This window comes from Citrobacter sp. HN-141 (genome assembly GCF_033341895.1).
Classification (GTDB): domain Bacteria; phylum Pseudomonadota; class Gammaproteobacteria; order Enterobacterales; family Enterobacteriaceae; genus Citrobacter.
The window spans coordinates 545,371-559,467 of record NZ_JAWPBF010000001.1 but is presented as its reverse complement, the minus strand read 5'-3'; the positions used below and the strand labels follow the sequence as shown (position 1 = coordinate 559,467).

General features: G+C 54.6%; 12 protein-coding genes. 5 read left to right on the top strand and 7 right to left on the bottom strand.

All coding sequences use genetic code 11. The features are described from left to right. Position 1 precedes the first annotated feature (1 nt). From RYZ59_RS02625 to RYZ59_RS02615, 3 genes are all read left to right on the top strand, one after another. Positions 2-1,441 (top strand): sugar porter family MFS transporter, encoded by a 1,440-nt coding sequence (locus tag RYZ59_RS02625; RefSeq protein WP_318044663.1) that lies wholly within the window; start codon positions 2-4, stop codon positions 1,439-1,441. Continuing rightward, a complete protein-coding gene (locus RYZ59_RS02620) occupies positions 1,441-2,283 on the top strand; it encodes an aldose 1-epimerase (protein ID WP_318044661.1) in 843 nt (280 codons plus the stop codon). Before RYZ59_RS02625 ends, RYZ59_RS02620 begins: the two co-directional genes overlap by 1 nt. An 88-nt stretch (positions 2,284-2,371) precedes the next feature. Next, entirely contained in the window at positions 2,372-3,520 is a 1,149-nt protein-coding gene (locus RYZ59_RS02615) for a 3-phenylpropionate MFS transporter (protein WP_318044659.1), read from the top strand. On the opposite strand, the gene csiE is transcribed toward RYZ59_RS02615, so the two are convergent. The 7 genes from csiE to RYZ59_RS02580 all read right to left on the bottom strand — a co-directional run bounded on the left by csiE (position 3,515) and on the right by RYZ59_RS02580 (position 12,028). Beyond that, entirely contained in the window at positions 3,515-4,792 is a 1,278-nt protein-coding gene (gene csiE / locus RYZ59_RS02610) for a stationary phase inducible protein CsiE (RefSeq protein ID WP_318044657.1), read from the bottom strand. The two genes, RYZ59_RS02615 and csiE, sit on opposite strands and share 6 nt — an antisense overlap. Before the next feature lie 452 nt (positions 4,793-5,244). Continuing rightward, positions 5,245-5,844, bottom strand: a complete 600-nt coding sequence (locus tag RYZ59_RS02605) for an SIS domain-containing protein (protein WP_318044655.1) — start codon at positions 5,842-5,844, stop codon at positions 5,245-5,247. Next, positions 5,841-7,478 (bottom strand): FGGY-family carbohydrate kinase, encoded by a 1,638-nt coding sequence (locus tag RYZ59_RS02600; protein WP_137384810.1) that lies wholly within the window; start codon positions 7,476-7,478, stop codon positions 5,841-5,843. Before RYZ59_RS02600 ends, RYZ59_RS02605 begins: the two co-directional genes overlap by 4 nt. 17 nt (positions 7,479-7,495) lie before the next feature. Continuing rightward, a complete protein-coding gene (locus RYZ59_RS02595) occupies positions 7,496-8,449 on the bottom strand; it encodes an ABC transporter permease (RefSeq protein ID WP_003037658.1) in 954 nt (317 codons plus the stop codon). 1 nt (position 8,450) lies between these two features. Beyond that, positions 8,451-9,440 (bottom strand): ABC transporter permease, encoded by a 990-nt coding sequence (locus RYZ59_RS02590; RefSeq protein WP_202038050.1) that lies wholly within the window; start codon positions 9,438-9,440, stop codon positions 8,451-8,453. Next, positions 9,433-10,941 carry a sugar ABC transporter ATP-binding protein gene (locus RYZ59_RS02585; protein WP_318044652.1) on the bottom strand — a complete coding sequence of 503 codons (1,509 nt, stop codon included), beginning with the start codon at positions 10,939-10,941 and terminating at the stop codon, positions 9,433-9,435. The genes RYZ59_RS02590 and RYZ59_RS02585 overlap by 8 nt, the downstream gene beginning before the upstream one ends. Positions 10,942-11,044: 103 nt before the next feature. Then, positions 11,045-12,028 carry an autoinducer 2 ABC transporter substrate-binding protein gene (locus tag RYZ59_RS02580; RefSeq protein ID WP_006683457.1) on the bottom strand — a complete coding sequence of 328 codons (984 nt, stop codon included), beginning with the start codon at positions 12,026-12,028 and terminating at the stop codon, positions 11,045-11,047. A 417-nt stretch (positions 12,029-12,445) separates the two neighbouring features. Between RYZ59_RS02580 and RYZ59_RS02575 the strand changes: the two genes are divergently transcribed. Both RYZ59_RS02575 and RYZ59_RS02570 read left to right on the top strand, forming a co-directional pair. Beyond that, positions 12,446-13,084, top strand: coding sequence for a DUF1007 family protein (locus tag RYZ59_RS02575; protein ID WP_318044651.1), 639 nt, complete (start codon positions 12,446-12,448; stop codon positions 13,082-13,084). After that, positions 13,075-14,055 (top strand): nickel/cobalt transporter, encoded by a 981-nt coding sequence (locus RYZ59_RS02570; protein WP_318044650.1) that lies wholly within the window; start codon positions 13,075-13,077, stop codon positions 14,053-14,055. The genes RYZ59_RS02575 and RYZ59_RS02570 overlap by 10 nt, the downstream gene beginning before the upstream one ends. Positions 14,056-14,097: the final 42 nt, after the last annotated feature.

The following is a 14,097-nucleotide window of genomic DNA, read 5'->3' as shown; positions in this document are numbered from 1 at the left end:
AATGAACAACGCGCAGACACATTTAAAGATTGGTTACGTCTGGACTATCTGCCTGGTTGCGGCCTGCGGAGGTTTACTGTTTGGTTATGACTGGGTGGTGATCGGCGGGGCAAAACCCTTCTATGAAGCATATTTCTCGATTACCGATCCGGCGCAATCCGGCTGGGCGATGAGTTCCGCGCTGGTTGGTTGTATCTTTGGCGCGCTGATTTCCGGCTGGTGCGCCGATAAGTTTGGCCGAAAAATGCCGCTGATTCTCTCAGCGATCCTCTTTAGCGCTTCCGCCTGGGGAACCGCCGTCGCCAGTAACTTCGATATGTTTATTGTTTATCGCATCGTTGGCGGCGTGGGGATTGGTCTGGCGTCTGCGCTAAGCCCACTGTATATCGCCGAGGTTAGCCCCGCTGAAAAGCGTGGTCGCTTTGTGGCCGTTAACCAGCTCACCATCGTCATTGGCGTGCTGGCGGCGCAGCTTATCAACCTGATGATTGCCGAACCTGTTGCCACAGGCGCTACGCAGCAGGCAATTGTTGAAAGCTGGAACGGTCAGACAGGCTGGCGCTGGATGTTTGGTGCTGAATTAGTGCCTGCGGTAATTTTCCTGGTGCTGATGTTCTTTGTACCCGAATCGCCGCGCTGGCTGGTGAAAGCGGGCAAAGCCGATCGTGCCCGCGCCATGTTGCAGCGCATTGGTTCAGCGGAGTATGCCGGGCAAACGCTGAAAGAAATTGAACATACGCTGCAAAAAGATAATCACAAGGTCGCGTGGTCAACGCTGTTACAACCGCAGATCAAACCGATCGTGATTATTGGCATGGTGCTGGCGGTGTTCCAGCAGTGGTGTGGGATCAACGTTATTTTCAACTATGCGCAGGAGATCTTCGCCTCTGCCGGATTCGACATCAACGGTACGTTAAAATCGATCGTGGCGACAGGGATCATCAATCTGGTCTTTACCCTTGCTGCTCTGCCGTTAGTGGACAAAATTGGTCGTCGTAAACTGATGTTGTTCGGTGCGTCAGGATTAACCGTTATTTATGTACTGATTGCCGGGGCGTACGGGTTGGGCATTATGGGCTGGCCGGTTTTGGTTCTGGTGCTGGCGGCGATAGCTATTTATGCCCTGACGCTGGCTCCGGTGACCTGGGTGCTGCTGTCTGAAATTTTCCCTAACCGCGTTCGGGGGTTGGCGATGTCGCTGGGGACGCTGGCGCTGTGGATTGCCTGCTTCCTGCTGACCTATACCTTCCCGCTGCTCAATGCGAGTCTGGGCGCGTCGGGAAGCTTCCTGTTGTACGGTGTGATTTGCGCGATGGGCTTCATATATGTTCTGCGTAATGTACCGGAAACTAAAGGCGTGACGCTGGAAGCGCTGGAAGAACAGCTGGCGGCGCAACATACAAAAGCTGGCGCATCAACCCAGCAACGAAGCGTTCGATAATGGATGGTCTGCTGACGCTACAAAACGCACATCTGCGGATGTGCGTAGACTCGCAGGGCGGTTCGCTATTAAGTCTGGTTTCGTTACAACATCAACAGGCCATTTTACGCGAAGGTCATGGTCAACAACCCGGTGATTGTGGTCTGTTCCCGATGCTGCCGGTCGCGAATCGGGTGGCGGGAAATCGTTTTATGCTGCGCGGTGAAGAGGTGGTTTTACCTCAACATGGCGCAGATGACACCTTTTTCCTGCACGGTGACGGCTGGCTGCAACGCTGGCAGGTTATCACCGTTACTCAAAGCGGTTGTTTACTGCAGTTGCGCAGTTGGCATCCCTGTGGCTATGACTATACGGCGCAGCTTTGCTATCAACTGGAAACATCGAGTCTGCATGCCTCGTTGACGCTCACCCATTGCGGTGAGCAGCCAATGATTTACGGCTGCGGGTTCCATCCGTTTTTCGCCTTTGATAAGCGCAGTACTGCGCAGTTCACCGCCAGCGGCTACTGGCCGGAGGGGGAACAGCATCTGCCGCTGGAATGGCAATGCGATATTCCTTCAGCGGCGGATTTCATGCATGCGCAATACGGTGAGGATAGCTGGCTGAATGTTGGATATTCTGGCTGGAGCGGGCGGGCCGTTATTCAGCGGGATGTGATGAAAGTCACGATTTTAGCGCAAACTCCGTGGTTGATGCTGTTCAGAATGTCGGGTGAGGAGTTCCTGTGCCTGGAGCCGCAAACGCATCCGGTGAATGCCCACAACATGCAGGGGCAGCCGGGATTGCAGGTTTTAGCGCAGGGAGAACGTTGCCATTTTTCGCTGCAAATTTGTATCGAATAGGGCGAAAATCATGTTATTTGTCTGTTAATGCTCTCTTGCGCCAGCCTGCGTTTGTCGCCAGACTATCGCCTCCAAACGGGAGGGATTCATGGCTCTGCATTCCACGCGCTGGCTGGCGCTCAGTTATTTCACCTATTTCTTTAGCTACGGTATTTTTCTGCCTTTCTGGAGCGTCTGGCTCGAAGGATTGGGGCTGACGCCGGAAACCATTGGTGTGCTGCTGGGCGCGGGGCTGATTGCTCGTTTTCTGGGGAGTTTGCTGATTGCGCCGCGCGTGAGCGATCCCTCTCGCCTGATCTCTGCTTTACGTATTCTGGCCCTGTTGACGTTGGTGTTTGCGCTGGCCTTCTGGGCGGGCACTAACGTCGCGTGGCTGATGGTGGTGATGGTCGGCTTTAACCTGTTTTTCTCACCGCTGGTGCCGCTGACCGACGCGCTGGCCAACACCTGGCAGAAACAAATAACCATGGATTATGGTCGGGTGCGCCTGTGGGGGTCTGTGGCCTTTGTCATCGGCTCCGCGCTGACCGGCAAGCTGGTGAGCCTGTTTGATTACCGGATGATCCTTGTCCTGTTGTCGCTAGGGGTCGCGTCGATGCTGCTGGGGATGATGATCCGCCCGAGCGTTCAGCCTGCGGGTGAAAACCGTCAGCAGGAGAGTGCAGGATGGCCGGCCTGGCGCACGTTGATAGCCCAAAGCTGGCGTTTTCTCGCCTGCGTAAGCTTGCTGCAAGGGGCTCATGCGGCCTATTACGGTTTTAGTGCCCTCTACTGGCAGTCGGCTGGATATTCTGCCTCGGCGGTAGGGTACTTATGGTCGCTCGGTGTGGTAGCGGAAGTGATTATTTTTGCGCTCAGCCACAAGCTATTCCGTCGCTTTAGCGCTCGCGATCTGTTGCTGCTCTCTGCCGTTTGCGGCGTGGTGCGTTGGGGATTAATGGGCTGGAGTACCGAACTGCCGTGGCTGATTGTGGTGCAGATCCTGCATTGCGGCACATTTACCGTCTGTCACCTGGCGGCGATGCGCTATATCGCGACGCGACAGGGCAGCGAAGTCATTCGTTTGCAGGCGGTTTATTCCGCGGTGGCGATGGGGGGGAGTATCGCCATCATGACCGTGTTCGCCGGCTACCTGTATCAAAACCTGGGCAGTGGCGTATTCTGGGTGATGGCGCTGGTGGCACTTCCCGCGATTGTCCTGCGACCAAAAGTGGTGGCGCAACCGACAGCATCATGATTCGAGGATTTTGCGGATCTGCTGCTGCTGATGTTGCGTAAGCGCCAGGTCCGCATGAATCAACGGCGGTGAAAACAGCGGTAGCGGCGTGGTGTACGGCGTAATAATCAGCGCCACACCACGTGGTGAACCTTCTTTTTGAAAGTCCTGCATCGGCATATGCTTTACGTTGAGCGGCAGCAGCGTCAGTTCCCGCAGCTGTTGCTCTATATGTGCCTCACGTTGTTCGTTATTGCCGGTCAGCAGGATTATCTGTTTCTCGTGTAAATCCTTTTCCTGCATCAGCCAGGCACCGAAAATGACGGCCACCAGCCCGGCCTCTTCCTCTGAAAAACGCACATCGTATTCGTCTTCGAATCCGTGTAACGCTTCACGCGTGGTGCGTACTAACCGGGGATACAGCCGACTGAACTCTTCCGGCAGGGTGTTATCAATACCAATGGCGAACAGACTGCGGTTCAGCGCTTGAGTCAGATGTACATACAGTTGGTCATTTAGCCCCTGTTCATCGCTGAAGCGGACGTTGCCATATTCACGAAAACGCAGCACCAACCGGGCAATCTCAAGGCGCAAACGACGATCCTGCTGGTGGTTATCACGAATCGGGTCGGGGATGCGGATCATCGAAAACAGCAGCGCCATAAACAGCGATTCCCCCAGCGGCGCACGCTGCATAACGTGCCGTTGCCAGTGGCGGCCTATTTCCTCAGCGAGTGGGTATTCGGCACAAGCTTGCGCCCAGCGTTGTTGCAGAGGATTAAACTCCGGGGTGATCCCTGCGTGATGCTGTAGCAGGCAGTACTGTAAATAAAGCCGCAGGAACTGGATATCACGGCACTCAAACGGCTTCTGCAAGCGTCGGGAACACAGGTTGATCAGCGCATGCAGATTGGTGTCGTCATACAGCGTTCGCGCAATACCACGTTGCTTAAGTTCCATTTTTAACGCCGGGGTAAACTGCTGGGCAATAAATGTTGGACAAATCCGCAGGCCACGGCGCAGCCACTGTAACAGGCACAGACGCTGATTGAGCGGGGTTCCTTCTATTGCATAATGTCCATTCTGAGCGGTGGTAATGGCGAGTCGGTGATAGCGCTGGATTTCGAGTCCGGCACCGATAATATCTTCCTGAACCGTGGCATCATCCACGCCATTAAGACTGCTGAAAGTTTGTGCAGTCGTGATTTGCCCTGGCAGGAAAAGCGTCAGCAGCATCTGGCAACGGCGCTGGGGAGCGGAAAGTACAGATGGTGGGGCAAGCGTTGACATCATCTGTAGGATCTCCCGTGAGGTTGTTTGATAAGAATAGCTAAGGTTTGCTCATAGATTTGGAGAATGGAATGCTTTCCACCAGGAATGCAGGGGAGCGTCACAGAATTTTTAACGTGCGGAACAGATAGCGGTAGTCGAACGCAGCGCGTTAATCCGCTTTTTCACTGTTTTATCTTTTGTTTAGATATGCCAGAGATGTACTGCATGTCTGTTAAACATGATGGAGAACATGTGATTCCTGCTCAGGGTTCCGTTCACCTGAACGGTGTCATTTCTCTGAAGCGCAGATACCCGTGAACGAGCAAGGGAGGCTCACCGCCGCCTCCCTTGCAACCCAGGCTCCCGGCGGGATTGTTAAGGGTACGGCGATAGTACCCTTAACACGTTCACAGGTAGTATCGTTTCAGAGAAGTGAAAAACATAAGGTGAACGTAACAATACGCCGGATGGCGTTACTGCTCACGGCTCAGCGTTAACCCCACATCGCCGCCGGGATGTACAGACAACAACGTCTCCTTTGAGTAGCCGCTTTCGCTCATCAGGCAGGCGCAGGCGGCGTCAAAGATCGCCAGTACCAGTATTATTGAGGTGGTCGCCAGCATGTTTAGCGGATCGGCTTCGCGCTGGACGCCGGTGGAAATCACCAGTCTCGATGATTTAGCAATGGCTGAATCGGCGTTTTCAGTGATGCTCAGGATGGGCACATTTCTCGCTGACAGACCGGGTAGCAGCCGGGTGAGCTCATCCGAATTGCCCCCGCGTGACAACATGATGACCAGGTCGTCGGCACGTAAAAAACCCAGATCGCCATGTGCGGCGTCGGTGGCATTGAGGTAAATCGCCGGACGCTCCACGCAGGCAAGCATATGCGCCACTTTACGCGCGGCAATGCCGGAAGTGCCGACGCCAGTGACGACGATTTTCCCCCGGCAACCGCGTAGCTCCGCCATCAACGACTGCCAGACAGGTTCAGTCAGATGCTGCCCCAGACTCGCCAGGGCATCGCTATAGAGCTGAAATACACTGGTGGCCTGAGACCAGGAGTTACTCATGCGTCCTCCTGCATCAGCTCGCGGTATTTCATGTGGTCCTGATACATCTCGTGGAATACCCGGTATTTGCGATCGTAGTACTGCTTGATACGGTTTGTTTGTGGGGTGACCGTCTTACCAATACGACTCATCGCCGACATCGCTTCCGGGAGGGTGTCAAAAACACCTGCCGCGATGGTGCCCATCATCGCGCCACCCAGCAGCATGGCTTCGCTCTCTTCTGGCAGCAACATTGCGCAACCCGTGGCGTTAGCATGTTCCTGCACGAAAATTGGGTTCTTTGTACCGCCGCCGCTGGCCATAATGGTATCGATGGTGTAACCACTTTGATTCATCGTCTCGATAATATGACGTGTCCCCAGGGCAATGGCCTGGATAGTCGCCAGATACTGCAACGCCATGTCTTCCGCCGTGCGGGATAGCTTCAGCCCGGTGATTGCCCCTGTGAGCGTTGGGTTAGCGCGCGGTGAGCGGTTGCCGTGGAAATAGGGCAGGATATGCATGTCGCGGGTCAGGAACGCGATATCTTCTGGCTCACCGGCCATTTTACGCAGCAGTGCGTTCAGTACTTCGTAAATGGTTTGTCCCTGGGACTTCGCCTGCGCCAGTAGTGTTTCATAGCACGGATGCGACTGAATGACGTGGTCGATTAACGCCCCGGTCGCTGACTGCCCGCCTTCATTTAGCCAATACCCCGGCAGAACGGCAGAGTAGTAGGGACCCCAGATGCCGCTGATAAAACGAGGCTCTTTGGAAATGGCCATATGACCCGTGGAGGTACCGCCAATCAGTGCGACACGACGGTCGAAATCCGCCACTTCGCCGGAAACGCCGCAGGCGCCGAGTGTACCGAGAGTGCCGGCGTGCGCATCGATGATCGATACGCTGACTGCCGTCCCCGGAATCAGCCCCATTTCGCTGGCGGCGCGTGCTGACAGCCCATGACCGAGCGGTTCACCCATGGTTTTTACGTAGCGGCCAATTTTGGCAGCATCGTGCTCCAGTAAATCTTCCAGCCCGATCTGGCGGAAGTAGCTGGCATCCCATTTGTCTTCATGGCCCATATAGGTCCATTTGCAGACCGTTGAGCACAGCGATCGCGTGTCGTCTCCGGTCGCACGCCAGGTGAGGAAGTCTGGCAAATCAAAGTAGTAACCCGCATTGGCCCAGGTATTGGGCATATGCTGTTTCAGCCACAGCAGTTTTGGCGTCTGCATTTCCGGAGAAATAATGCCGCCGACGTAGTCCAGCACCCGATGATGCAGGGCGTTGATGCGGTCGGCCTGGGTAATGGCGCGGTGGTCCATCCACACAATGATATTCTGTTCGCTGCGCCCGGACGGGCTGATGGTCAGTGGCTTACCTTCTTTATCCAGCACCACCAGAGAACAGGTCGCGTCAAAGCCTAACCCTTTCACCTGAATCGGGTTGATATCCGATTGGTTGATGGCATCGCGAACCGCGTTGCACACCGCCTGCCAGATGTTATCGGATGACTGCTCAACAAAATCGGCTTGCGGGCGGTAAATCTCGATGGCCCGACTGGCCTGACCGACCATTCTGCCGTTGAGATCAAACACGCCAGCACGGGCGCTACCGGTTCCGACATCCACACCAATAAAGTAACTTGCCATAATTTTTTCTCCTGAAATCAGGCTTTACGATTCTGTAATGCGATAAAGAGGATCAGCACCGCGCCCCACAGCGCCATCGTCAGATAGCTGCTGACCCCCAGCAAGTTAAGACCGCTTTCCAGCATTTGCAGCACGATCAGTGCCAGCACCAGGCCGATAATGCGCCCGAAACCGCCATCCGGGTTGATGCCGCCGAGGACGGAGGCAAGGATGGTGACCAGCAGGTAGGATTCGCCGTATCCGGCTTTCGCCGAGTTGAATTTCGCCATCATCAGAATGGCTGCGACCCAGCCGAGCAGGGCAGAAATCACGTACACCGAAATTTGTACCCGTACGGTATTCACGCCGCTGTAGCGGGTAGCCTGCTCATTGGAACCGACGAGATACAGACTGCGCCCAAGCGTGGTGTGCTCCAGCAGCACCCACAGCAGGATTGCCACGAGGAAAAAGAGCAGCAGCGCCACCGGAATCCCGGCAATGGTTGCGTTGCCAAGATATTGAATCGCCGTCGGGAAGCCGGAAATGACCGTCCCGTTAGACAGCAGAATATTCAGCCCGGAGATAAGCGTCATGGTGCCGAGCGTGGCGAGAATAGGCGAGACCCCGACCCAGGCGATCAGCGCGCCGTTCAGGGTACCAATGGCAACCGCGACGGCAGCGCCTGCCAGCAGCGCCAGCACCAGAAACAGCGGGTTATCCGGATGGGTGACGATAATCGCCGCCATCACCAGCGAGCAGGCGTTCGCCCCGGCAATTATCGACAGGTTAATGCCGCCGGTCAGCATGGTCATGCCCATCCCCAGGGCCAGCATGCCGAGGATCGGCAACTGCGAACCGATGGACTGGAAGTTAGCGACGCTGAAAAAACGGCTGCCGAGCAGGGCCGAGAAGACCAGCGCGACGACCACAATAATGACGCATTGCAGGCGAATGATGGCATCACCGGGTAAAAATCTGGCGATTGTTTTCATCTCAAAGCTCCCTTGCCAGTTTGCGTTTTTCGTTCCAGGCCGTGGCGCTGATGCTGACCAGGATAATGGCGCCGCTGAACACGGTATGCCAGTAAGAGGAGACGCTGAGCAGCGTCAGGCCGTTTTGTAAGAAGGCCAGCAGGATCACGCCGAGCAGGGTTCCGGTTAACGTACCGCGTCCACCGCTCATACTGGTTCCCCCGAGCACTACCGCTGCCAGCACCGTCAACTCAAAGCCGAGCAGCGAATTGGGTGCTACTGACTGGGTAATTTGTGCCTGCACCACGGCGGCCACGCCCGCCAGAATGCCCATATAGCCATACACGTAGAAATGCAGTTTCAGCAGATTCAGTCCCAGGCGCGAGGCCGCGTCGCGGTTGCCGCCCATGGCGTAAACCTGACGGCCAAGACGGGTATAGTTCATCAGCACGGCGGTAAAGATGATCACCGCAGCCAGGCACAGCAGGGGCAGGGTCAAACCGTAGTCGTAGCCATCCGCCGCGGTGAACGAGAACCAGTTAATGCCGTTCATAAACCAGTCGGGGAAGCCATACAGCCAGGTGCCTTTAGTGGTGTAAACCAGCAGGCCGTAATAAACGTTCAGCGTGGCGATAGTAATGATGATCGCCGGAACGCGCAGCCAGTAGACCAGGAAGCCATTGATCAGTCCAAGCAACAGACCTACCGCAATCGCGATGATTAACGCCAGTGCGAAGTTGCCGCCGTGGCCGATCACCCAACTGGCCATCGCGTACTGGGCAATGGCGGTCATCGCCGGGAAGGAGATGTCGATCCCACCGGAAATCAGTACTACAAACAGACCGCAGGCAAGGATGCCAAGAATCGCGTAGCTGGTGGCCACATCCGTCAGGTTCCCCAGTGACAGAAACTCGTCGGTGCTGATGCTCAGCCCAACGGCAAGGGCTACAACCAGCAGGCCCAGCCAGAACTCATGTTGCCCGATTAAACGGGACAGATGCATCTTATTCATTGATTACCTCGACCACTTCAGCAATCTCCTCTTCACGGCATTGATGAGGATTAAATTCCGCCACCAGCTTGCCGCGGCGCATTACCAGCACGCGATGGCTGTTGTAATACGCTTCCGGAATTTCATCGCAAATCATCAGCACCGCCATCCCCTGCTCCGCCAGGTCGCGGGCTATCTGGTAAATACCCTCTTTGTTAGCGATGTCCACGCCAACGGTAGGCGAGTCGAGGATCAGGATGCGCGGATTGGTCGCCACCCATTTAGCAATGGCGATACGCTGGGCATTCCCGCCGGAAAGGGTTTTGACCGGCAGATGTGGATCGGAGACTTTAATGTTCAGCTCGCGGATCAGGTCGGCGACCAGCTTTTGCGCTTTGCGATGATCGAGCAGGCCGCTGCGGGTGTGCAGTTGGTCAAATACCGTGACGATGGTGTTGTCATAGATCGACTGCTCCATGATAAGCCCCTGCGTCAGGCGATCTTCTGAGACATAGCCGATCCCGTGTTTGATGGCGTCATGGTTATTGCGCAGAGTAACCGGCTGGCCGTTAATGCGGATTTCACCACTTTCAGGATGCGTCATGCCGAACAGGCTCAGACAGAGCTCGGTACGTCCGGCTCCCAGCAGACCCACAATGGAAACTATCTCGCCGCCGTGCAGCGACAGATTAATGTTCTGGTATTTGCCCCGACGGCTGAGATTGCGCAGCTCCAGCAGCGGTTCCTGCTCAATGGCAGGCCTTTGCGGCAGCGGGCTGTAGTGGAAGCGTTGTCCGGTCATCAGGAAGGCCAGCTCGTGGCTGTCGAGTTCGCTGGCAGGGTATGTGCCCACCAGTTTACCGTCGCGCATTACGCTGATGCGGTCCGCCACTTCCATCACCTCATCCAGACGATGGCTGACAAACACGACGCAAATTCCGGCCGCTTTCAGTTCATTAACTACCCGCAGCAGGCCATTAACCTCCTGGCGGGTTAGCGAGGCGGTGGGCTCGTCCATAATGACCAGTCGGGCATCGGCGGCGATTGCCCGGCAAATAGCAACCAGTTGTCGGTCGGCAATCGAGAGTTTTTCAACTTTTTTATCGGGATCGATGTTCACACCGATGCGCTTCATGGCCGCCAGCGCCTGCTGTTTCATGGCGCCACGCCGTACCCAGATATCGCCACCGGGCAGATAACGGTTGACCGCGATGTTTTCCGCGACGCTAAAATTGGGAAACAACGACAAATCCTGATAAATAACCTGAATACCATAGTGGGAAGAGAGTTGCGGCGTCAGGTGATGGAACAATTTACCGTCGAGTAAAATTTGTGCGCCTTTTTCAGGGCTATAGACCCCGGAGATCACTTTAATAATGGTGCTTTTACCACAACCGTTTTGACCCGCCAGACAGTGAACTTCGCCTTTTTTCAGCATCAAATTCACCTTATCCAGCGCCAGCACGCCCGGGAATTGTTTGCTGATATTCTCAAGAGTGATAAATGCGGTGGTGTCTGTCATGGACAATACCCCTGCGAGCGTCCTCGCGGACGCTGAGTGTTAGTTTGGTAGATAGCGCCGACCAGACGGTCGGCGTTAAGGTTCCCTGGTGTTGGCTAAGGCCTTAGAAACCGAGTGATTGTGCGTTGTCTTTGGTGACTTCGAGGATCTTGTTAAAGCGGATCACTTTCTTCTCCGTGTCGATATCGGCTTTCCCTAAACCATCGATACTCAAATCGGCGTTGACTTCTTTGCCCTGCAGCAGTTGATCGGCAACCGTTACCAGCGCGTAGCCCGCGTCTTTCGGATCCCACAGCAGCGCTTTTTTGATGTCTCCACGCATCAGGTAAGGCGCAGCCTGTGCCGGCATGGCGATCCCGACGACGGCGATTTTATCTTTGGCGCGTTTTTTCTGCACGGCCTGGCCTGCACCGATAGGACCCAGTGAGCCGAAACCGATAATGCCTTTCATCTGCGGGTAAGTTTTCATCAGATCCAGCGTCGTGGCATAGGACTTATCGATGCTTTCCGCGACGGGTAAACGGGAGGTGACTTCGAACATCTCCGGATATTTTTCTTTCTGGTACTTAATTGCATAATCCGCCCACGCGTTATGCAACGGCACGGTCAGCGAACCGACATAGATAGCATACCCGCCTTTGCCGCCCATATTTTTCGCCAGTTCATCGACGTTGGCCTGCGCGTATTTTTCACTGTCGATGGTTTCGATATCCCACTGGCCGATGTGCTCATCCGGGGATTCGTGCGTCAGCACCACGATGCCTTTATCGCGCGCTTTTTTTAGTACGGGTTCGAGGACTTTGGCATCGTTAGGAACCACGATGATCGCATTCACGTTTTTAGCGATCAGATCCTCAATGACTTTTACCTGCTGCGCCGGGTCCGGCGTTGAAGGTCCGGTCTGGTAAGCATTTACATCGAGTTTTTTTGCTGCTTCATTCACGCCGGTTTCCATTCGGTTAAACCACGGAATACCGGTGACTTTGGCAACCACAGCAATTTCATATTTTTCCGCCGCAAACGACGTGCCGGACAACATGCATGCAGAAACCAGGGTTGCACTGAGTAATGCGAGTTTGAATTTCATAGTTGTACCTTTAGTAGGGGGCAGGGCATGTTACGGCGTGAAGTTAACAACGAATGGAAGAGGGAATGAATTATAAGTTTGATGAATGTGATCTATGCCCACTATTGTTAATTTGTAGATAATTTTAAGTTAATTTTTGGTTAAATATGACGGGGTTTGAATTTTTTGCGGCGCTATTTCTGTTAATAAATAATTAATATGAAACCAGTTATTAACATATATGCATCATTTGACGTAAATTGAAGCCATGAATCGCCGTTTTTACGGTGACGGGAAAATAATAAAATGTCGAAATTGAGAACTGAATCGATACCGGAAAAGGGTGCTCAACATTTTTCCGTTCGATGATATGCTCACCACTCTTTTCGCCCAGGGTGTCATCATCGTGGCGGCCTGTATTGTTACCGTGGAGAACTCATGCAACGCGTTCAACGCATCATTGTCACGTTGATCCTGGCTATCCTGTCTTTTAATGTCGGTGCGCATCCCCACAGTTTTATCCATCTGAAAACTGAGATAGTGAGTGAAAAAAACCAACTTGTGGCGCTGAAAATGCGCTGGACGATGGATGAAATCACCTCGGCTGACTTGCTTTATGATGCGGGGAATGCCAAACCGGGCGATGAGATCTGGAAAAAACTGGCGGCGGAGGTAATGGCCAACGTCCTTGGGCAGCACTATTTCACCGAAGTGTGGCATGCGGGACAAAAGGTAAAGTTTAAAAATCGGCCGACGGAATATGGCATGGAGCGTGAGGATCACCAGGCGGTGCTGACGTTTGTGCTACCGCTGGCAGAGCCGCAGCCGTTGAGCGGACAAAAATATAGCATTTCAACGTTCGATCCGACCTATTACGTCGATATGAGCTATGACAAAGACAGTGATGCCTCTCTGGCGCAGCCCCTACGCCAGCAATGCCGGATTTCCGTGCATACGCCGACGCCGAATGAACAAACGCTGAGTTTTGCACAGTCGCTGGATAAAGAAGATGCGCCGCCGGAGGATATGGAATTAGGTAAACAGTTTGCACAGACGGTGACGTTGCAATGTCAGTAATTTATCGACCACATACGGTCAGACATCGTTGGTTTAGCCTATGGCCGCTGGCGCTGTTTTTACTGCTGGCTGCAGGCGGCGTACTGTGGCTATGGCAGACCTGGCCGCAGGTGATGATGAAAAGTGTCGTCTGGCAGCGCGAGGTTAATCAACAGATGAGTGGATTGCTGAAAGCGGTTGCTGCTAATCCGGCCCGGGCCGGGGGATCGCTGCTGCTGTTTAGTTTCCTGTATGGGGTACTCCACGCGCTGGGGCCGGGACACGGCAAAATTGTTATTACCACCTGGCTCGCGACCCATCCGTCGAAGCTGAAGTCGAGTATTGGCCTGACGCTGGCGTCTTCGTTGTTACAGGGACTGGTCGCCATCGGGCTGGTGGTTGTGGTGCTTACCATCTTGCAGTTGCCCGCACGACAGCTACATATGAGTAGTTTCTGGCTGGAGAAAGGGAGTTATGCACTGGTGGGGGGGGTGGGCGTTTTATTGTGCGTCCGTGCGCTGAAGAAATTGCGCCAACTGCTGCGCCGCCCAAAATTCACTGCCTTCACGCCGCATCATGTGCATCACGAGGGTTGTGGCTGCGGGCATCAGCATGTGCCAGATCCTCAACAGCTGCAAAGCGGTGATGACTGGCGCGCCCGGCTGATGATCGTTTTATCTATGGGAATGCGCCCGTGCTCGGGGGCAATCATGGTCTTACTGTTTAGTAAAGTGGTTGGCGTTTTTAGCTGGGGGATGGCATCGGCGCTGGCCATGGCGGCTGGAACGTCACTGACGATCACATCGTTAGCTTTACTGGTGCACAGTTTCCGCTCGCTGGCGGTGAAACTCAGTGGCAATAGCGCGCCGGTACTGTGGCGGCAGATTGGCTGGACAACGCTGGCATTAGCCGGAGGCGCGGTGTTGATTGCTGCTGCGGTAGTGATGTGGATGAGCGCAGTGCCGGTGGGGTGGGGGATAAGACCGTTTTAGGTTAGAGCGGTATAGTATGAATTGTAGGCCGGATAAGACGCG

What these genes read in the sequence shown, in the direction of transcription:
- RYZ59_RS02625 (WP_318044663.1), top strand. Translation starts at nt 2, where the DNA reads ATGAACAACGCGCAGACACATTTAAAGATTGGTTACGTCTGGACTATC.
- RYZ59_RS02620 (WP_318044661.1), top strand. Translation starts at nt 1,441, where the DNA reads ATGGATGGTCTGCTGACGCTACAAAACGCACATCTGCGGATGTGCGTA.
- RYZ59_RS02615 (WP_318044659.1), top strand. Translation starts at nt 2,372, where the DNA reads ATGGCTCTGCATTCCACGCGCTGGCTGGCGCTCAGTTATTTCACCTAT.
- csiE (WP_318044657.1), bottom strand. Translation starts at nt 4,792, where the DNA reads ATGATGTCAACGCTTGCCCCACCATCTGTACTTTCCGCTCCCCAGCGC.
- RYZ59_RS02605 (WP_318044655.1), bottom strand. Translation starts at nt 5,844, where the DNA reads ATGAGTAACTCCTGGTCTCAGGCCACCAGTGTATTTCAGCTCTATAGC.
- RYZ59_RS02600 (WP_137384810.1), bottom strand. Translation starts at nt 7,478, where the DNA reads ATGGCAAGTTACTTTATTGGTGTGGATGTCGGAACCGGTAGCGCCCGT.
- RYZ59_RS02595 (WP_003037658.1), bottom strand. Translation starts at nt 8,449, where the DNA reads ATGAAAACAATCGCCAGATTTTTACCCGGTGATGCCATCATTCGCCTG.
- RYZ59_RS02590 (WP_202038050.1), bottom strand. Translation starts at nt 9,440, where the DNA reads ATGAATAAGATGCATCTGTCCCGTTTAATCGGGCAACATGAGTTCTGG.
- RYZ59_RS02585 (WP_318044652.1), bottom strand. Translation starts at nt 10,941, where the DNA reads ATGACAGACACCACCGCATTTATCACTCTTGAGAATATCAGCAAACAA.
- RYZ59_RS02580 (WP_006683457.1), bottom strand. Translation starts at nt 12,028, where the DNA reads ATGAAATTCAAACTCGCATTACTCAGTGCAACCCTGGTTTCTGCATGC.
- RYZ59_RS02575 (WP_318044651.1), top strand. Translation starts at nt 12,446, where the DNA reads ATGCAACGCGTTCAACGCATCATTGTCACGTTGATCCTGGCTATCCTG.
- RYZ59_RS02570 (WP_318044650.1), top strand. Translation starts at nt 13,075, where the DNA reads ATGTCAGTAATTTATCGACCACATACGGTCAGACATCGTTGGTTTAGC.